Source organism: Enterobacter sp. R4-368 (assembly GCF_000410515.1).
Lineage (GTDB): Bacteria > Pseudomonadota > Gammaproteobacteria > Enterobacterales > Enterobacteriaceae > Kosakonia.
The window spans coordinates 2,769,453-2,789,134 of record NC_021500.1 but is presented as its reverse complement, the minus strand read 5'-3'; the positions used below and the strand labels follow the sequence as shown (position 1 = coordinate 2,789,134).

The following is a 19,682-nucleotide window of genomic DNA, read 5'->3' as shown; positions in this document are numbered from 1 at the left end:
TAATGCCTAAAAAAACCGCCCGTCGGCTGACAACAATTTGCCTCTCCGGCGCGCTGACGCTGGCGACCTCTGGTATGGCACAGGCCGCGCCAAATGACGCGGCGCTCAAGGCACTGTTTGATCAGGCGAACTACTGGCACGAAAAGTCCCACGACGACCTGGCGATGGAGTCGCTCAAAAAGGTGTTAATGGTCGATGCCAACAACACCCAGGCGATGTACCTGATGGCGCTGTGGGCGCAGCAAAATGGTGATTTACAAACCGCCGCGCAGTGGCGCGCCAGGCTGGCGAAAACCGCGCCGGACGATAGCGGTTTGCAGGCGCTGGATAATGCAAAACAGCTGGCGCAGGTGCCGCAAGGGCAGTTAACGCTTGCCCGTCAGCAGGCGCGCAGCGGCAATGTTCCGGCAGCGCTGGAAACCTGGCGCAGCCTGTTCAATGGCGACACGCCGCCGCCGAGCCTCGCGCCGGAATACTATTTAACGATGGCGGGCGATAAAGCGCTCTACCCGCAGGCGCTGGCAGAAATTCAGCGCTTCGTCGCCCAGCATCCGCAGGACAATGCCGCCCGCGTGGCGCTGGGCAAGATGTTGACCTGGCGCGAAGCAACGCGCCGCGACGGGATTTTGCTGCTGGAGCCGATGGCCAGCGGCAATAAAGAGGCGGATGAAGGGCTGCGTCAGGCGCTGCTGTGGCTTGCGCCGCAGGCTGGCGATGAACGCTTTTATGATACCTGGTTGCAGCGCCATCCGCAGGATAGCGAGATCCAGGCGTACTACCGTAAAAATGTCGGTGGCAGCGCGAAAGGCGCGGGCTTTAGCGCGCTGAATAGCGGCGACAGCAATGCCGCAAAACGCCAGTTTGAGCAGGTACTGCAAACCAACCCGGAGGACGCCGATGCGCTGGCGGGCATGGGTTATATTGCCCAGCGCAACGGTGATTACCAGGCGGCGGCACAGTATCTGAACCGGGCGGCGAGCCAGGGCGGCGAGGCTTCAGCAGAACGTAAAGCGCAGGCGGAAGACGCCGCGTTTTATGGTCAACTGGCGCAGGCGCAGCAAGCGTTAAAAACGGGCAATGTCAGCCAGGCGCTGGCACTTTCCGCGCCGCTGGCGCAGCAGAGCGGTGAGCGCGGCACCGCCGCCAGGCTGTTCCGCGCCGATGTGCTGCGCCAGAACAAAGATTACCCGCAGGCGGAACAAGCGCTGCGCGAGATCCTCAACGAGCAGCCGCAGAATGCCCCGGCGCGGGAAAATCTCTACTACGTGCTGCGCGATCAAAACAAAGCGGCAGAAGCGCAAAGCCTGCTGCGCACGTTACCGGCGAGTTTGCAGGAAAAACTGCAACCGCGCGTGGTGACGGGGACGCCTGGCGACCCGCTGCGTCGGCAGGCGCAACAACTGGCAGCCAGCGGAAATACGTCGCAGGCCATTGCCGTGCTGCGCCAGGGCGTGGCGCGTCTGCCGGATGATCCGTGGTTGCGCCTTGATTTGGCGCGTTTGCTGCAACAAGCGGGTCAGGAAAATGAAGCCGCGAACGTGATGCTGCCCGCGCAAAATCCACGAGCCGGAGCCAGTTCACTGTATGCAGCCGCGCTGTTCGCCAGTGAAAATGGCGGCTGGCAACAGGCCAGTTCGCTGCTGTCACGTATTTCGCCTGCCAGCCAGAACGGCCAGATGCGCGACCTGGCGCAGCGGGTTAATTACAACCTGCAAATGGCGACCGCTGAGCGCTACCTCGCTCAGGGCAATATGACGGCGGCATCCAATACCCTGAAAGCGCTGGCGGCCACACCGCCGAAAAGCCCGGTCGATGCCGGGAAACTGGCGCGAATGCTGGCGCAGACGGGCGATACCACCACCGCCGTCGCGCTGGTGCGTGAAAGTATGAAACAGGGCGTGCAGGGCAACATCGGCGATTATGCCGATCAGGTTGCGGTGCTGAACCAGGCGGGGCTTAACCAGGAGGCGCAGGCCTTTGTTTCCCGCCCGGACGTGCAGGCGCGCAGCACGCCAGCCCAGCTTGCCGGGGTGCGGAATGGTTATGTAATCAACGAAGCGGATCAACTGCGTGAGCAGGGCAATTATGCCGCCGCGTATGACAAGCTGATCCGCGCGTTGCAAAACGACCCGCAGAACACGGATTTGATGTTCGCGATGGGGCGTTTGTATCAGTCCGGCAAGATGAACAAAGAAGCGGGCGTGCTGTATGACTACCTGATGACGCGCGACAGCGAGGATCAGGCGGCGCGCGTCGGGGCGATTGATGTCGCGCTGGCGGAAAATAACGTCGACAAGGCGCAAACCTTAGCCAGCGGCCTGCGCAGTAATAATTCACCGGATCGCTTGTTGCTGCTGGCGCGGCTGGAAGAGGCGAAAGGCAATCATCAGCAGGCGATGACCTATCTGCGCAGCGCGCGCGGTAAGCTGGTGGGGCTGGAGTCGAACAACAGCGCGGCAACACCGACAATCGGCGGTGTGTTGCTGGCGGATAATCCGTTTACCACCACCAGTAAAAGCGCAGCGCCGCAGTCGCTGTATGGCCAAACGCTGCCGTGGCAAGTTGCGCAGGTGGCACACGAACCGGGCAGTAATTTGCCGGGCACCACGCGTACCGATCTGCCAGTCGAAACGGCGCAAACGCGCACACTGCGCCAGGTCGACGACATGATGCAGCAGATGAACGAGAAAACCGGCATGTGGTTGCAGGGTGGCGTGGAAATTCGTGGCCGCGACGGGGAAAACGGCACCAGCAAGCTGACGGAAGCCAAAGCGCCGCTCACCTGGTCCAGTTCGCCGTTTGGCGATGCACGCTTTGAATTTACCGCGACGCCGGTTTCGCTCAGTTCCGGCAGCGCTTCAGGCGATTCATGGCGGCGTTATGGCGCGAACCCGCTGGCGAATGGCGTGAGTAACATTGCGGCCTCGATTAAAAACGCCAATCAATCCACGGCAACCGACGGCAGCGATAAATTTACCGATCTCGCCGGTTATGCCGATGCCAGCAAATTGTCGCCGTTTACCGAAACGGGTTACGACAATCTCACTTCGCTGCTGTCATCGAGCCGTTTGCAGAGTTTGAGCGCATCAAACTATAAGGCCAACTATAGCGATCCGATTAAGTCTTCCACCGATTCGCAAAACGCCAGCGGCGTGGAGCTGAATATGGCGCTGAGCGGCGACAGCTATAAGCTGGATATCGGCAGCACGCCGCTGGGGCAGGATTTAACCTCGCTGGTCGGCGGCGTGAAATGGTCGCCGAAACTGACCAATTACCTGACGCTTATCCTTACCGGCGAGCGTCGCGCGGTGACCGACAGTTTGCTGTCTTACGTTGGGCTGCGGGACGCTTACTCCGGCGAGCGCTGGGGGCAGGTCACCAAGAACGGCGGCAGCGTGCAACTGAGCTACGACGACGGCGACGCGGGGTTCTACATTGGCGGCGGCGGATACAGCTATCTCGGCAAAGATGTGGCGAGCAACACCAGCGTGAACGCCAATGCCGGGGTTTATCTGCGTCCGTGGCACGACGATTTCCGCCAGTTACAGACGGGGCTGAACGTTGGCTGGATGAACTACTCGAAAAACCTCAGTTACTTCACTTACGGCCAGGGCGGTTACTTCAGCCCGCAGAACTACGTGAGCGTGTCGCTGCCGGTTGATCTGTCGCAGAAAATTGATAACTGGAAACTCAGTATTGGCGGCGCGGTGGGCTACCAGTCCTACACGCAGGACAAGAGCAATTATTTCCCGACAGAACCGGAAGCGCAGAAGATGTTGCAACAGCTCGCCGATATGGGCTTTGTGAAAGAGGCGCAGTACCAGGGCGGTTCGCAGAATGGCATTGGCTATAACTTCCATGCCGGGCTCGATTACAACGTGAATAAAAACATGTCGGTAGGTGGAAAAGTCGGTTATGACACCTTCGGCAGTTACAACGAAAGCACTGCCGGGATTTGGCTCCGGTACATGCTGGGGGATAAATAATGACAACCAACACTGCTAACACGCTGCTGCTTGGCTATTTCCAGCAACAGCAAACGCCGCCGGGCTGGTTTGATTTGCTGAGCGTGATGATTGACGGCATGGTGCGAAACGTCGGCGAAGCGGAAAGCCTGCCGTTCCTGCGCCAGATGGGCGAAGCATTAGCGGACCGTGTACCGCTTCCGGCCTCATCGACGGTCGGCGAGCTGGAAGCGAACATTAATGCGCAACTGGCGGTGTTCAACTGGGGGTTTATTGATATCGAAACCACTGAGCACGGCATGGCGTTTCGCCACCAGGCGCTGCCGGTGGCGCGTGAAGAGGCCTACCAGACCCGCTGGTGCTATGCGTTTTGCGCCATTCTTGAAGGGCTTTATTCGCGCTGGCTGCGAAACCAGGGCGGTGAGGCGAGCCTCGTGTTTACCCGCGAAAGGCTCTATTCTGTGGCGGATGTTCTTTTCCGTTACGCTAACCCACAGTGAGTTTGCCCATGTTAAAGCGCGTTTTCACCGCAATGGTGGTGATGGTGAGTCTGCTATTTGCATCCGTTTCCCAGGCCGCTGGCGCCTGGGAGAGTTATAAAGCGCGTTTTTTGATGCCGGATGGTCGCATTGTCGATACCGGCAACAAAAACGTCTCCCACACCGAAGGCCAGGGGTTCGCCATGCTAATGGCGGTCGCCAACAATGATAAAGCGGCCTTTGACAGCATGTGGAACTGGACCAATAAAACGCTGAAGAACAAAGCCAATGGCCTGTTTTACTGGCGTTATAACCCGGTGGAAGCCGATCCCATCGCCGATAAAAACGACGCTACCGACGGCGATGTGCTGATCGCCTGGGCGCTGCTGAAAGCCGGGGAGCGCTGGAATAACGCCGCGTACCTTGCCGCGTCCGATGCGATAACCCAGGCGGTGCTCAAACATACGGTGGTGAGTTTTGCGGGTTACCGCGTGATGTTGCCGGGTGCTAACGGTTTTAACCTCAACACCTATTTGAACCTGAATCCGTCCTACTTTATTTTCCCGGCGTGGCAGGCTTTCGCTGAGCGCAGCCATCAGGTGGTGTGGCGCGATTTGATCAAAGACGGGCAAACACTGCTTGGCAACATGACGTTTGGCAAAGCGCGCTTACCGACGGACTGGGTTTCACTTTCGGCGGACGGCAAACTGAATCCGGCGAAAGAGTGGCCGCCGCGCATGAGCTACGACGCGATCCGTATTCCGCTGTATGTGAGCTGGCAGGATCCGCACAGCGCGCTGTTAACGCCGTGGCGCAACTGGTGGCAGGGTTTTAGCCGCAGCCAGACTCCCGCATGGGTGGATGTGGCGACCAACGATAACGCGCCGTACAACATGAATGACGGTTTACTGGCGGTGCGGGATTTAACGTTGGGTGTAACGCCTGCACAACCGCAGATCACCGCGCAGGATGATTACTACTCCGCCAGCCTGAAAATGCTGGTCTGGCTGGCGCAGCAGCGCTAAATCGATAACCTCTCCCCGCCAGGGGAGAGGTGTGCAGGATCACTGCGGGTAGGGCACCCAGTCACCGCCGTTCAGGCGAACATACGGCTTATTCTGGTACTGCAACACAATGGCGTTGGCGTTTTCGGACACCGGCGCGGTTTGCGGCAGATTACTGGTCAGTTGCTGCCAGTTGACGTTGTCCTCGGTAAAAATTTTGCCATCCAGCACGCGGGTAACAATCTCGGAGATAGCGAGGAAACTGCTCGGCTGCGTAATGGTTATCGGCGCGCCCTGATGCGGTGATTTCATACCAAAGAATTTAATCGCCGTCGGCACGTTGGTAATCGACGGGCTTGGGATATCGCGCAGGCCGGAAACCTGCATTTTATCGCCCTGTAGCGCCGCGCCGTGTTCCGGCACCAGCACCACCATCACTTTGCGCCCGGATTTATCCAGTTGCGTGAAGAACGCATCCAGCTCATCAAACAACTTTTGCGCGCGCAGTTTGTAATCGGCGGTTTTGCGATCGCCCGGATAGTGGTTGCCATCGTGCAGCGGCAACAGGTTGTAGAAAGTCGCGGTGCGCTGGCCCTGTTTAAAGCTGTCGGACTCCATCCAGCGGTTCAGCACCGCCGTGTCGTCATAAATCGGCGAGCCGTCAAAAGAGAGCAGCACCGGCGGCAGACCCGCCTGGTTCATCAACGGCGCCTGCATGCCGCCGTTGTCGCGCACTTCTTTGAGGAAACCGCCGAACTCACCGTTATGGTCCATCATCAACTGCTGGCTGAAGCCAAGTTTCGACAGGTTATCAAACAGATAGCACTGCGTATTGGCCTGCTGGTAGAGGTTTTTATGCGACGGCTGGCCGCAGCTGGCGCGCAGCAGGCGAATCGCCGCCGGGCCGCTGTAGGCGGTCGCCGAGTTGAAGTTTTTGAACTCAATATCAAAGTGCGACCACAGCGGGTGCGAGGCCAGACCGGCCGCTTCAATATCAGCCCATGAGAGGGAACAGATGTTAATGAACAGCAGATCGAACGGTTGTGCGTCGGCCGGAAGCTGCGCCGGGAAGGTGCTCTGGCGCTTCTCCTCGGCGGCGTAGAAACTTGCCAGCCACGCATTCAGATTCTCGGAGGTCGGCGGCGCGGTTTGCGCGGGAATATCGCCAACCACCGGCGTATCGCCCGTTGCTGCGACCGTTGCCGCCGCCGAACCGCCAGTGGTGGTGACGGTCGTGGTCGGTTGGCCGGCGGGCCACAGAGTAAACGCCGGCCCGGTCAACGTCAGCACGTTTAACCAGATCATAATCGCGACGACAAACACGGTGACGCGGATCCATTGCGACAAGAACAGCCAGGCAATCAGCATCACGAAAATCGCGCCAATCATCTGCCAGTTGATAAAACGCGTCACCAGATCCCACAGGTAATCGGCGCTGAAGCCCGCGACCTGCGAGCCCTGGCTCATCATACTTTCAAGACCCGGCAGCCAGGTGTCGTGCCAGAACAGACCGAACCCGATGGGAATGGCAATCCAGTGACGTAAACGATGCAGGCGGACGCGCGGCAGCGGCATCAGCAGAAAAGCCATAAACACCAGATTCAACAGCGGGTGAAAGTTAAGGTAGCCAGCCCACAACAGACCGAATTTCACCAGAAAATAGAAATTCCAGCCGGAAAGGCCGCGCCAGTATTGCCACAATGGCGAAGGCGTTGAAGTGGTCATAGTATGATTAGTCATGTTTTCGGTCTGCCTTGACGAACGATTCCCGGCGCAGCACGCCTGCCGGTTTTACATAGCGTGGTTTGGTAAACAGTATGCGCAACGCGCTGCGGATAGGGCGTATCCAGTGGCGTGTAAGGTAACCCAGCGGGAAAAAGATCAGGGCGCAAAGCACCACCAGCTGAATAATATCGCTGACTGACATCATGATGTGTGCTCCGTGGCTTTACTGAATAACCGCAACGGTTCCGGGATCCGACGCCAGCTTGTGCCGTCGTGCTCAGCGTTAATGATTTTCTTCTCTGTGGCGGTGACAGGCAGCGGTTTCGCCCATTTATCCGGTGACAGCGTGCGCATTTGCACCAGCTCTGCGGCAATCTGGTTATCTTCAAACCACACCACGCGATTAGAAAAAATATCTGCCGTTGGCAGCGGGAAAATGTGGTTCAGCGCCGTGTCGAGATCGTTAACCCGGCAGAACGACAAAAACAGCACCAGACGATTATCGCTAAGGCTGACAATATCGCCCACGCGGTTTGGGCGGCACAGCGTTAGCGCTTGTTCAACGCGGATGCCTGGCACCGGGCGCAGCGCGACCAGCACCCCTTTGCCATCGGCGGGCAACAGCGGGTTATTAACCATATTCCCGACGGCGTCGCAGAACACGTTCCACGGCTGAAAACCACGCAGTTTTAGTGGCTGAGTCATGGACAGTAATGTGGTGATATCTTCCGGCACCAGACGGTTAAATTGCTGGCCCTGCACGCTTTCAATCAGCGTCAGACAACGGGAAAGAGGGGCGTTCCACGGGATCACCATATTGGCGCCACAGCCGAGCAATAAGCGTTCGTCGGTAGCACGCAGGCTGGCCTGGGTTTCACGGACAATAATTTTCAGCCCGCTGCCGCGCTGGCGGCGCAGCGTGTGCACCTGGCGTGCGATGTTGTCGATTTGATTGTTTCGCGCAAGGGTGAAAATCAACGTCGCCGCCTGACTGGAGCGCGCTTCTTCGAATAACGCTTCGTTGGTATCAAATAAGGTCCAGTGTTCCGACAGCGGCGGTGCGCCTTCCAGCACGGCGACATTACTTAATATGCGTTTCTCATCGCTGCGGGGTTGCACCGACGTTTCTTCTTGCTGCGCGAGCTGCCAGCGACCTTGATGATGATTAAGCACTAATTGCTGGCGCGCGCTAATGCCCTTTTCATTGCACCACCAGGCAACATCATAAAGATACATATCGTTGCGGTAGCGTAAACTCGCCAGCCCAAACAACGAACGGTATTCACTCATTAAAATGGATGATTGTTTGTCGTTATTACTGCCAGGATTAATAACCAGTAAGGAGCATTTATGATATTTCGCCCAGGCATGAGTTCTTTCTAACCATTGTTGTAAATCAGGCACCGATATATTCTGCCAGGCATTATTTTCCCCCAGCAGAATCAGTAAATAGTTTTCAGGTTCAAATGAACAAAGTAAATCGCGGGTGAAAAAGTATAGACTATTATTCTGATTCGGCATTGTGAAAATTCTGATTTTGTCAGGACCATACTCTTTATCTAATTTAATGATATTCCGCAAGTCCTGACCCATACCGATTGCCGCCACCTGTGCGTCTTTGTTCTGGGCTGCAAGGGTTTGATTTATGAGACTTATTGCATCTTGTTGACGATCGGTATTTACCCACCAAACGCCGCCCGCGGGCATATGACGCAATTCGTCCCATAATGACTCAATGCCAATAGAAAATATGGGCTCCACGATGTCCCTCTTGATGCAAAATTGTCTGTATCTCAGTTTACTAGCGAAAGCCGAGAAATAAACCTAACATTGAAATTAAAGAACATCAGATTTAGCATGTAAACGAATTTTCTCGGGTGCGATGCCCTGCTACTTCTGTACATGTATTTCTTTTCAAAGGGATCGGGCCAGAATGCATAACAATGAACCTAAAACGCAGTCAGACCCTACTCTGGGCTATACATTCCAAAATGATTTTCTGGCGTTAAGTAAGGCATTTTCATTGCCTGAAATTGATTACGCCGATATTTCCCAGCGAGAACAGTTGGCAGCGGCATTTAAGCGCTGGCCGCTGCTGGCAGAATTAGCCCGTCAACAATAAGGGATAACCAGGATGGCCATCTTGGGATTACAGGGGATTCGCGGTGGTGTGGGTACAACATCGATCACCGCGGCTCTGGCCTGGTCATTACAAATTTTAGGCGAATCGGTGCTGGTGATTGATGCCTGCCCTGATAACCTTTTACGCCTGTCATTTAATGTCGACTTTGAACATCACCACGGCTGGGCGCGCGCGGTACTGGATGGGGAAGACTGGCGCGATGCCGGCATGCGCTATACTTCGCAGCTCGATCTCCTGCCTTTTGGCCATCTGGCGGCAAATGAGTGGGAAAACCTCCATTTATTACACGAACCCCTTAGCCAACTCACCACCATTTTGCAGGCGCTGAAAACGCAGCAAAGTTATCAGTGGGTATTAATCGATATCCCGCACGGCGTTTCACCGCTGACGCGGCAGTTCGTGGCGCAGTGCGACCATCTGTTTACGGTAGTAAAACCCGACACCAACTGCCATATCCGCTTGCACCAGCAGCTTTTACCTGCTGGCGCGCATATTTTGCTTAACGATCTGCGCATCGGCAGCCAGTTGCAGGACGATCTCTGGCAGGTATGGCTGCAAAGCCAGCGGCAGATCCTCCCGACCCTTATCCACCGCGATGAAGCGATGGCGGAATCTCAGGCGTCGAAACAGCCGTTGGGCGAATACCGGGCGGATTCGCTGGCGGCGGAAGAGATATTAACGCTGGCGAACTGGTGCCTGTTGCATTGTGCGCAGCCGCAAGAAGTAAGCGGTGAGCAGGAAGGGAGCCCGCAATGAGCCGCCTTTCCGCCTGGTTGCTGATCCCGCCGGTGAGCGCGCGTTTAAGCGAGCGCTACCAGCGTTACCGTGAACACGGCGCTTCCAGGTTTAGCGCAGCGTCTGGCTGCTTCTGGGCGATCCTCGCATGGGTGTTTATTCCGCTGGAGCACCCGCGCTGGCAGCAACTCCGTGCGCAGCAGCATTTGTGGTTCCCGCATATTGATCCGGATAAACCGCGACCGCTCGATCCGGCGCGTTACCTGTTGCAAACCTTGTGGTTGCTGGTCATGCTGCCCTGGGGTGACAGAAAATCGCCTCGTCGCCAGCGTTTCGCCCGGGCGCGCGTGCTGCGCGGGCGCTGGTATCACTGGCTGGATACGCTGCCGGAGCGCGTAACGCATCGCACCGGTCATCTGGATGATAAAAAAGAGCTGGCGCATATTAGCCCGCGTACGCGCCGCTTTATTCTCGGCGTCATTGTGGTGTTCTCGCTGATCCTCGCCATTCTGTGCATTACGCAGCCGTTTAATCCGCTTTCGCAGTTTGTTTTCCTGATGCTGCTATGGGGCGTGGCGCTGCTGGTACGCCGAATTCCGGGGCGTTTCTCCGCCCTGATGCTGATCGTGCTCTCGCTAACCGTTTCCTGCCGCTATATCTGGTGGCGCTACACTTCGACGCTGAACTGGGACGATCCGGTGAGCCTGGTATGCGGCCTGGTGCTGCTGTTCGCGGAAACCTACGCGTGGATTGTGCTGGTGCTTGGCTATTTCCAGGTGGTGTGGCCGCTTAATCGCCAGCCGGTGCCGCTGCCGAAAGATATGTCGCTATGGCCTTCTGTCGATATCTTCGTACCGACCTATAACGAAGATTTGAATGTGGTGAAAAACACCATCTACGCCTCGTTGGGCATCGACTGGCCGAAAGACAAACTGAAGATTTGGATCCTCGATGATGGCGGACGCGAAGAGTTCCGCCAGTTCGCCAAAAGCGTCGGCGTCGAGTACATCGCGCGAACCACCCATGAGCACGCAAAAGCGGGCAACATCAATAACGCGCTGAAACACGCGAAAGGCGAGTTCGTGTCGATTTTCGACTGCGACCATGTGCCGACACGCTCGTTCCTGCAAATGACCATGGGGTGGTTCTTAAAAGAGAAAAAGCTGGCGATGATGCAGACGCCGCACCACTTTTTCTCGCCGGATCCGTTTGAACGTAACCTTGGCCGTTTTCGTAAAACCCCGAACGAAGGCACGCTGTTCTACGGGCTGGTGCAGGATGGCAACGATATGTGGGACGCCACCTTTTTCTGCGGTTCTTGTGCGGTGATCCGCCGTGGGCCGCTGGATCAGATTGGCGGTATCGCCGTTGAAACCGTCACCGAAGATGCGCACACCTCGCTGCGGTTACACCGCCTTGGGCATACGTCGGCGTATATGCGCATCCCGCAGGCGGCGGGGCTGGCGACAGAGAGCCTGTCTGCGCATATTGGCCAGCGTATTCGCTGGGCGCGCGGCATGGTGCAGATTTTCCGTCTTGATAACCCACTGACGGGCAAAGGGCTCAAGCTGGCGCAGCGTTTGTGCTACGTCAACGCCATGTTCCATTTCTTATCGGGAGTACCACGGCTTATCTTCCTTACCGCGCCGCTGGCGTTCTTGCTGCTACATGCCTACATCATTTACGCGCCAGCGCTGATGATTGCGCTGTTCGTACTGCCGCACATGATTCACGCCAGCCTGACCAACTCGAAGATTCAGGGCAAATATCGTCACTCTTTCTGGAGCGAGATCTACGAAACCGTGCTGGCATGGTATATCGCGCCGCCCACGCTGGTGGCGCTGTTCAACCCGCACAAAGGGAAGTTTAACGTCACTGCCAAAGGCGGCCTGGTGGAAGAAGAGTATGTGGACTGGGTGATTTCACGTCCTTACATCTACCTTGTGCTGCTCAACCTGTTGGGCGTACTGGTGGGGATTTGGCGTTATTTCTACGGCCCGGAAAACGAAATACTCACCGTCTTCGTCAGTATCGCGTGGGTGTTCTACAACATGGTTATCCTTGGCGGCGCGGTCGCGGTTTCTGTAGAGAGTAAACAGGTTCGTCGTTCGCACCGCGTTGAAATGTCGATGCCTGCGGTAATTGCCCGAGAAGACGGGCATCTTTTCTCCTGTACCGTGCATGATTTCTCCGACGGCGGGCTTGGCGTCAAGATTAACGGCCAGGCGCAGGTGCTTGAAGGGCAAAAAGTGAATTTGCTGCTCAAACGCGGCCAGCAGGAGTATGCGTTCCCCACGACCGTGGCGCGTGTTCACGGCAATCAAGTGGGCCTGCAACTGATGCCGTTGACGACCAAACAGCATATCGATTTTGTGCAATGTACTTTTGCCCGCGCCGACACATGGGCGCTGTGGCAGGACAGCTTCCCGGAAGACAAGCCTCTGGAAAGTCTGATGGATATTTTGAAACTGGGTTTCCGCGGCTATCGCCACCTCGCGGAATTTGCTCCACCGTCTGTCAAAGTGATTTTCCGCTCATTCACCATGCTGGTGTCCTGGGTGGTGTCATTTATTCCGCGCCGTCCGGAACGGAATGTGGCAGTGCAGCAACCGATGACGTGATTGGCTTAACAATGATGAAAACGCGATGAAAAGAAAACTTTCCTGGATTTGTGCAGTGGCTATGGGGACGAGTGTTTTATCTCCGGTGATGACGTATGCAGCGCCAGCCCCGACGGTTCCGGCTGTTGCGCCCGCCACTGAGCCGGTGGCAACGCCTGCGCCGGGACAAACGGAATCATTGACGCCAACCACGCCAACCGATGGCCAGGATGTTGTCGGACAGGTAATGCCGGGCGTACCGGGGGCGAATGCGCCGGTGGTCGCCGCCAACGCGCCGTCGCGCGATGTGAAACTGACGTTCGCCCAAATCGCGCCGCCGCCTGGCAGTATGGTGCTGCGCGGTATCAATCCGGACGGTGGCGTTGAGTTTGGTATGCGCAGCGATGAGCTGGTTTCGAAAGCGGTGCTCAATCTTGAGTACACGCCATCGCCCTCTCTGCTGCCGGTGCAATCGCAGTTGAAGGTTTATCTGAATGATGAACTGATGGGCGTCTTGCCGGTCACCAAAGAGCAACTCGGCAAGAAAACGCTGGCGCAGGTGCCGATCAACCCGCTGTTTATCACCGATTTCAACCGTGTGCGGCTGGAATTTGTCGGCCATTATCGTGATGTGTGCGAAAACCCGGCCAGCAGCACGTTATGGCTGGATATTGGCCGCAGCAGTTCGCTGGATTTGACTTACCAGAAGCTGGCGGTTCAAAACGATCTCTCCCATTTCCCGATCCCCTTCTTCGACCCGCGTGACAACAGGGCGCTGACGCTGCCGATGGTTTTCGCTGGCACACCGGATATTGAACAGCAGCAAGCCGCTGCGGTTATCGCCTCCTGGTTTGGCTCCCGCACCGGCTGGCGCGGGCAGAGTTTCCCGGTCATTTACAACGCGTTGCCGGACCGCAACGCGATCGTCTTCGCCACCAATGACAAACGTCCTGATTTCCTGCGTGATGCGCCGGCGGTGAAAGGGCCAACCATCAGCATGATCAACCACCCTAATAACCCGTACGTGAAGCTGCTGGTAGTGTCTGGTCGGGATGACAAAGATCTGATGCAGGCGGCGAAAGGTATCGCTCAGGGTAACGTGCTGTTCCGTGGCGATAGCGTCACGGTGGATGAGGTGAAACCGCTGCTGGCGCGCCAGCCTTACGATGCGCCTAACTGGATACGTACTGACCGTCCGGTCACCTTTGGCGAGCTGAAAACCTATGAGGAGCAGTTACAGTCGACCGGGCTGGAACCCTCGGCGATTAACGTGTCGCTGAACCTGCCGCCGGATCTCTATTTGCTGCGCAGTACCGGTATCGATATGAACCTGAATTATCGCTATACCGCGCCGCCGACCAAAGACAGCTCGCGCATGGATATCAGCCTCAACAACCAGTTCCTGCAATATTTCAACCTGACCAGCAACCAGGATACGAACCGTCTGCTGCTGCATCTCCCGGTGTTGCAAGGGCTGCTGGACAGCAAAACGGATGTCTCTATTCCGGCGCTGAAACTGGGCGCGGTGAACCAGTTGCGCTTTGATTTCCAGTATATGAATCCGATGCCGGGCGGCACTATTGAGAACTGCGTGACCTTCCAGCAGGTGCCAAACCGCGTGGTGATTGGCGACGACTCCACCATCGATTTCTCGAAGTATTACCACTTTATTGCGATGCCGGACTTACGCGCTTTCGCCAATGCGGGCTTCCCGTTTAGCCGCATGGCCGATTTGTCGCAAACCATTGTCGTCACGCCGCCGCAGCCGACACCTGCGCAGATGGGTACGCTGCTGGATTCGCTGGGCGCGGTGGGCGCACAAACTGGTTTTCCGGCAATCAATGTGCAACTCACTAACGATGGTAACCAAATCAAGGAGAAAGACGCCGACATCATGATCATCGGCACCATTCCTCCGGCGTTAAAAGACGATAAGAAAATCGATCTGCTGGTGAATGCGGCGCAAAGCTGGGTGAAAACGCCGCTGCGCCAGACGCCGTTCCCGTCGATTGTGCCGGATGCCGCCGACCGTCAGGCCGATGCGCAAACCGGGATCACGTCAGATGGCCCGATGGCGGCGATTGTCGGCTTCCAGTCGCCGTATCATGATCAGCGCAGTGTGGTCGCGCTGCTGGCAGACAGCCCGCGCGGGTATGAATTGCTTAACGGCGCGATGAATGACAGCGGCAAGCGCGCGGCGATTTATGGCTCGGTGACCGTGATTCGTGAATCTGGCGTAAGTGGCCTGCGTGTCGGCGATATTTACTACGTCGGCCACTTGCCGTGGTTTGAGCGCATCTGGTACGCGCTGGCTAACCATCCGGTGCTGCTGGCGGTGCTGGCGGCAATCAGCGTGGTGTTGCTGGCGTGGGTGCTGTGGCGTCTGCTGCGGATCATTAGCCGTCGCCGTCTCGACCCGGATCACGAGTAACGAAAAATGAGAACGCTACGTTGGTGGGTAATAGTGGCGTTGATGCTGGCGGCGGTAAATGTGCGCGCCGCCTGCACCTGGCCTGCCTGGGAACACTTCAAACAAGCCTATATCAGCGATGGCGGCCGGGTGGTTGATCCCAGCGATCAACGCAAGATAACCACCTCGGAAGGGCAGAGTTACGCGCTGTTCTTCGCGCTGGCGGCTAACGATCGTGACACCTTCGCCAGGGTACTGCAATGGACGCAAAACAACCTGGCGCAGGGCTCGCTCAGTACCCATCTTCCCGCCTGGCTGTGGGGCAAAAAAGAGGACAATAGCTGGACGGTGCTCGACACCAATTCGGCGTCCGACTCCGATCTGTGGATTGCCTGGTCGCTACTGGAAGCGGGGCGTTTATGGAAAAACGACGAGTATAGCCAGACGGGTAAGGCGTTGTTAGCCCTCATCGCCAAAGAAGAAGTGGTGACGGTCCCAGGGCTGGGATCGATGCTGCTGCCCGGTAAAATCGGCTTTGCCGAACCGACCACCTGGCGTTTTAACCCGAGCTATTTGCCGCCGCAACTGGCGAGTTATTTCAGCCGCTTTGGCGCACCGTGGTCGACGCTGCGCGAAACCAACCTTCGCCTGTTGCTGGAAACCGCGCCGAAAGGCTTTGCACCCGATTGGGTACGTTTTCAGAAAGAGGGCGGCTGGCAGCTTAAACCCGAAAAGACGCTGGTGAGTAGTTATGATGCCATCCGCGTTTATTTGTGGGTCGGCATGATGCATGACCGGGACACGCAGAAAGCGCGCCTGCTGGAAAAATTCAAACCGATGGCCAGCGTGACTACCAAAAACGGCCGCGTGCCGGAAAAAGTGGATGTGGCGAGCGGAAAAATTCTTGGGGATGGCCCGGTGGGGTTTGCCGCCGCGCTGTTGCCCTTTTTACAGGATCGTGATGCGCAAGCCGTACAACGGCAACGGGTCGCCGATCATTTCCCCGGCGACGATGCCTACTATAGCTATGTTCTGACCCTGTTTGGCCAGGGGTGGGACCAGCACCGTTTTCGCTTCACCCCTCGCGGTGAGTTACAACCTGACTGGGGCCAGGAATGCGCAACTTCACAGTAAGTTTACTCTGTTTCTCACTCGCGCTTGCGCTGGCTCCCGCCGCGCTTGCGGCCGATACTGGCGCGCAGCAACAACTGCTGGCGCAGGTGCGCCTTGGTGAAAGCACCAAACGCGAGGATCTGGTGCGCCAGTCGCTCTACCGCCTTGAGCTTATCGCGCCGGATGATCCGGAAGTCATCGCCGCGCGATTACGCTATTTATTACGCCAGGGCGATAACGCGGGTGCGCAAAAGCAGCTTGATCGCATGAAACAACTGGCACCCGACTCCAGCACTTATAAATCGGCGGTGACCACCATGGCGCTCTCCACGCCGGAAGGTCGCCAGGCGCTGCAACAAGCGCGTTTGCAGGCCACCACCGGCCATACGCAGGAAGCGCTTGCGGCCTACGACGCCTTATTCAAAGGTAACCCGCCGCAGGGCGATCTGGCGGTGGAGTACTGGATGCTGGTGGCAAAAGTGCCCGCGCGTCATGCGGAAGCGGTTAAACGTTTGCAGGCGTTGAATGCCGCTAACCCTGGCAACGATCAGCTGCAGGGCGGGCTGGCGCAAATGTTATTTGCCGACGGGCGCAGCGCGGAAGGGTATGCGGTGCTGGAACAGATGGCGAAAACCAGCAACGGCCGCGCAGCAGCAGCGAGCATCTGGTATCAACAAATTCAGGCGATGCCGACCAGCGACGCCAGCGTAAAAGCCCTTCAGCGTTTTCTGACGCTGTTTAGTTCAGGCGACACGGTAGACAGCGCCCGTACGCTGCTTGCCGCGCAGCAAAAACAGCTGGCCGACCCGGCGTTTCGCGCGAAAGCGACAGGGCTTGCGGCGGTGGATGCCGGGCAGGGCGCGAAAGCGGTGAGCGAGTTGCAGCAAGCGGTTAATGCTAACCGCGCGGACAGCGAAGCGGTTGGGGCACTGGGGCAAGCCTATTCACAAAGCGGCGATCGCGCCCGCGCGGTGGCGCAACTGGAAAAAGCCATCGCCATGGATCCGACCAGCGGCAATCGCAGCAAGTGGGACAGCTTGTTGAAAACTAACCGCTACTGGCTATTGATTCAGCAGGGTGATGCGGCGCTGAAAGCCAACAACGTGCAGCAGGCAGAGCGTTATTACCAGCAGGCGCGCAACACGGATAACACTGACAGCTACGCGGTGCTCGGGCTTGGTGATGCTGCCGCGGCGCGCAAAGATAATGCAGCGGCTGAAGGGTTCTATCGCCAGGCGCTGCGCATGGATAGCGGCAACAGCAACGCGGTGCGCGGCCTGGCGAATATTTACCGCGCGCAGTCGCCGGAAAAAGCGGAACAGTTTATTCAGTCGCTCTCTGCCAGCCAGCGGCGCAGCATTGATGATATTGAACGCGGGTTGACTAACGACCGGCTCGCGCAACAGGCAGAAGTGCTGGAAAACAGAGGTGAATGGGCGCAAGCGGCAGAGTTGCAACGTAAGCGGCTGGCGCTCGATCCTGGTAGCGTTTGGATAACCTACCGGCTGGCCAGCGATCTGCGTCAGGCGGGGCAGAGGGGCGAAGCCGATTCGCAGATGAACCGTCTGGTCACGCTCAAACCACACGACCCGGAACAGGTCTACGCGTATGGCCTCTACCTTTCCGGCAATAACCAGCCACTGGCGGCGCTGAATCACTTAAATGCGCTGCCGAAAAGCCAGTGGAACAGCAATATTCAGGAGCTGGCCGACCGGCTGCAGGCCAACCAGTTGCTGGACAATGCCAACCGTCTGCGCGATGGCGGTCATGAAGATCAGGCGGTAGCGCTGCTGGCGCAGCAACCGGCGTCTTCACGCATTGATTTAACCCTCGCCGACTGGGCGCAGCAGCGCGGCGACAACGGCGAAGCACAACGTTATTACCAGCGTGTTCTGCAAAGAGAACCCGCCAATGAAGAGGCGTTGCTTGGCCTTGCGGAGCTGTATGCCGCAGACGGCAATCGCATGGCCGCGCGTGCGGCGCTGGCGAAACTGCTGGCAGCGACGCCCGCCCAGCCGCCGTCAATCAACACCCAGCGTCGGCTGGCGCTGGTGCAAACCCAGTTGGGCGATACCGCCAGCGCAAAACGGATCTTCGCAACCATCCTCCCGCAGGCAAAATCTCAGCCGCCATCAATGGAGAGCGCGCTGGTCTTGCGCGATGCGGCACGTTTTGAGGTACAAAACGGCGAGCCACAGCAGGCACTGGACAGTTATAAAGATGCGATGGTGGCGTCTGGCGTCACGACGACGCGCCCGGTGGATAACGACACCTTTACCCGCCTGACACGCAATGATGAAAAAGATGACTGGCTGAAACGCGGCGTGCGCAGCGATGCCGCCGATCTCTACCGTCAGCAGGATCTGAATGTCACATTGCAGCATGAGTTTTCGGACTCCAGCGGCACGGGCGGGTATTCGGATTTGAAAGCGCATAACACCATGTTGCAGGTGGATGCGCCGCTGTCGGACGGGCGGATGTTCTTCCGGACTGACGTGATAAATATGGATGTCGGAACTTTCAGTAAACGCGATGACGGTACTTATAACCCCCGTTTTGGTACCTGTGTCGATGTGCCTTGCGTTGGCGGGAATCGCCACCAGTCTGATAGCGGTGCCAGCGTTGCGGTGGGGTGGCGAAACAATACCTGGTCGATGGATATTGGCACCACGCCGATGGGCTTTAATGTTGTGGATATGGTGGGCGGAGTCAGTTACAGCAGCGACATCGGGCCGTTTGGCTATACCGTGGATTTACATCGCCGCCCCATTTCGAGTTCCTTGCTGGCCTTTGGCGGGCAACAAGATCCGAGCAGCAACACCGGTAAAACCTGGGGGGGTGTGCGGGCGAACGGCGGCACGTTGAGTCTCAGTTATGACAAGGGCGAAGCGAACGGCGTGTGGGCGAGCCTCGGGGCGGATACGCTGGAAGGCAAAAACGTTGACGACAACTGGCGCGTGCGCTGGATGACCGGCTACTACTACAAACTTATCAACGAAAATAACCGGCGCGTTACCGTGGGCCTGAACAATATGATCTGGCACTACGACAAAGATTTGAGTTATTACACCTTAGGCCATGGCGGTTACTACAGCCCGCAGGAATATCTCTCTTTTTCGGTTCCGGTGTTGTGGCGTGAGCGTACCGAGAACTGGTCCTGGGAACTTGGCGGTACGGTGTCGTGGTCGCACTCCCGCACTAAAACGATGCCGCGTTACCCCCTGCTTAGCTTGATTCCTGCGAATTTCCGCACCCTGGCAAGCGAGCAGACCGAATCCGGCGGCAGCAGTAATGGCTATGGTTATACCGCGCGTGCGCTGATTGAGCGCCGGGTGACTTCCCACTGGTTTGTCGGTGCGGGTGTCGATATTCAGCAGGCCAAAGACTACACCCCAAGCCACGCGCTGATTTATGTGCGTTATTCCGGTGCGGGCTGGCAGGGCGATATGGATATGCCGCTCCAGCCTCTGGTGCCGCACGCCGACTGGTAAAAAAGGAGTATTCCTGG

The 19,682-nt window shown here is 57.4% G+C and carries 12 protein-coding genes; 9 read left to right on the top strand and 3 right to left on the bottom strand.

Annotation, left to right across the window (positions count from 1 at the left end):
* Positions 1–2 precede the first annotated feature (2 nt).
* Genes H650_RS13115 through H650_RS13105 form a run of 3 tightly spaced genes read left to right on the top strand, consistent with a single transcriptional unit; the run spans position 3 to position 5,469 of the window.
* Positions 3–3,986: a cellulose biosynthesis protein BcsC gene (locus tag H650_RS13115; RefSeq protein WP_020455675.1), complete on the top strand. Its 3,984-nt coding sequence runs from the start codon at positions 3–5 to the stop codon at positions 3,984–3,986.
* The gene (gene bcsD, locus H650_RS13110; protein WP_020455674.1) at positions 3,986–4,465 is read left to right on the top strand and encodes a cellulose biosynthesis protein BcsD; all 480 of its coding nucleotides are present in this window, start codon (positions 3,986–3,988) and stop codon (positions 4,463–4,465) included. Before H650_RS13115 ends, bcsD begins: the two co-directional genes overlap by 1 nt.
* A gap of 8 nt (positions 4,466–4,473) precedes the next feature.
* The gene (locus H650_RS13105) at positions 4,474–5,469 is read left to right on the top strand and encodes a family 8 glycosyl hydrolase (protein WP_020455673.1); all 996 of its coding nucleotides are present in this window, start codon (positions 4,474–4,476) and stop codon (positions 5,467–5,469) included.
* 39 nt (positions 5,470–5,508) lie between these two features.
* Here H650_RS13105 and bcsG read toward each other — a convergent pair whose 3' ends face one another.
* From bcsG to bcsE, 3 genes are read right to left on the bottom strand one after another with little or no spacing between them, the layout of a single operon-like run.
* Entirely contained in the window at positions 5,509–7,188 is a 1,680-nt protein-coding gene (gene bcsG / locus H650_RS13100) for a cellulose biosynthesis protein BcsG (RefSeq protein WP_044489520.1), read from the bottom strand.
* Entirely contained in the window at positions 7,181–7,378 is a 198-nt protein-coding gene (gene bcsF, locus H650_RS13095) for a cellulose biosynthesis protein BcsF (RefSeq protein ID WP_017458256.1), read from the bottom strand. Before bcsF ends, bcsG begins: the two co-directional genes overlap by 8 nt.
* Complete coding sequence (gene bcsE / locus H650_RS13090; protein WP_044489519.1) at positions 7,375–8,934, bottom strand: cellulose biosynthesis c-di-GMP-binding protein BcsE; 1,560 nt, start codon at positions 8,932–8,934, stop codon at positions 7,375–7,377. The genes bcsF and bcsE overlap by 4 nt, the downstream gene beginning before the upstream one ends.
* Before the next feature lie 172 nt (positions 8,935–9,106).
* Here bcsE and bcsR point away from each other — a divergent pair, with 172 nt between their 5' ends.
* Genes bcsR through bcsC form a run of 6 tightly spaced genes read left to right on the top strand, consistent with a single transcriptional unit; the run spans position 9,107 to position 19,665 of the window.
* Complete coding sequence (bcsR, locus tag H650_RS13085) at positions 9,107–9,295, top strand: cellulose biosynthesis protein BcsR (RefSeq protein WP_017458258.1); 189 nt, start codon at positions 9,107–9,109, stop codon at positions 9,293–9,295.
* Between the two features lie 12 nt (positions 9,296–9,307).
* A complete protein-coding gene (bcsQ, locus tag H650_RS13080; protein ID WP_020455670.1) occupies positions 9,308–10,072 on the top strand; it encodes a cellulose biosynthesis protein BcsQ in 765 nt (254 codons plus the stop codon).
* Positions 10,069–12,672, top strand: a complete 2,604-nt coding sequence (gene bcsA / locus H650_RS13075) for a UDP-forming cellulose synthase catalytic subunit (protein WP_020455669.1) — start codon at positions 10,069–10,071, stop codon at positions 12,670–12,672. The genes bcsQ and bcsA overlap by 4 nt, the downstream gene beginning before the upstream one ends.
* A gap of 25 nt (positions 12,673–12,697) precedes the next feature.
* The gene (gene bcsB / locus H650_RS13070) at positions 12,698–15,082 is read left to right on the top strand and encodes a cellulose biosynthesis cyclic di-GMP-binding regulatory protein BcsB (protein WP_071925242.1); all 2,385 of its coding nucleotides are present in this window, start codon (positions 12,698–12,700) and stop codon (positions 15,080–15,082) included.
* A 6-nt stretch (positions 15,083–15,088) separates the two neighbouring features.
* Positions 15,089–16,195 carry a cellulose synthase complex periplasmic endoglucanase BcsZ gene (bcsZ, locus tag H650_RS13065; RefSeq protein ID WP_071925241.1) on the top strand — a complete coding sequence of 369 codons (1,107 nt, stop codon included), beginning with the start codon at positions 15,089–15,091 and terminating at the stop codon, positions 16,193–16,195.
* A complete protein-coding gene (gene bcsC / locus H650_RS13060) occupies positions 16,177–19,665 on the top strand; it encodes a cellulose synthase complex outer membrane protein BcsC (RefSeq protein WP_020455666.1) in 3,489 nt (1,162 codons plus the stop codon). Before bcsZ ends, bcsC begins: the two co-directional genes overlap by 19 nt.
* Positions 19,666–19,682: the final 17 nt, after the last annotated feature.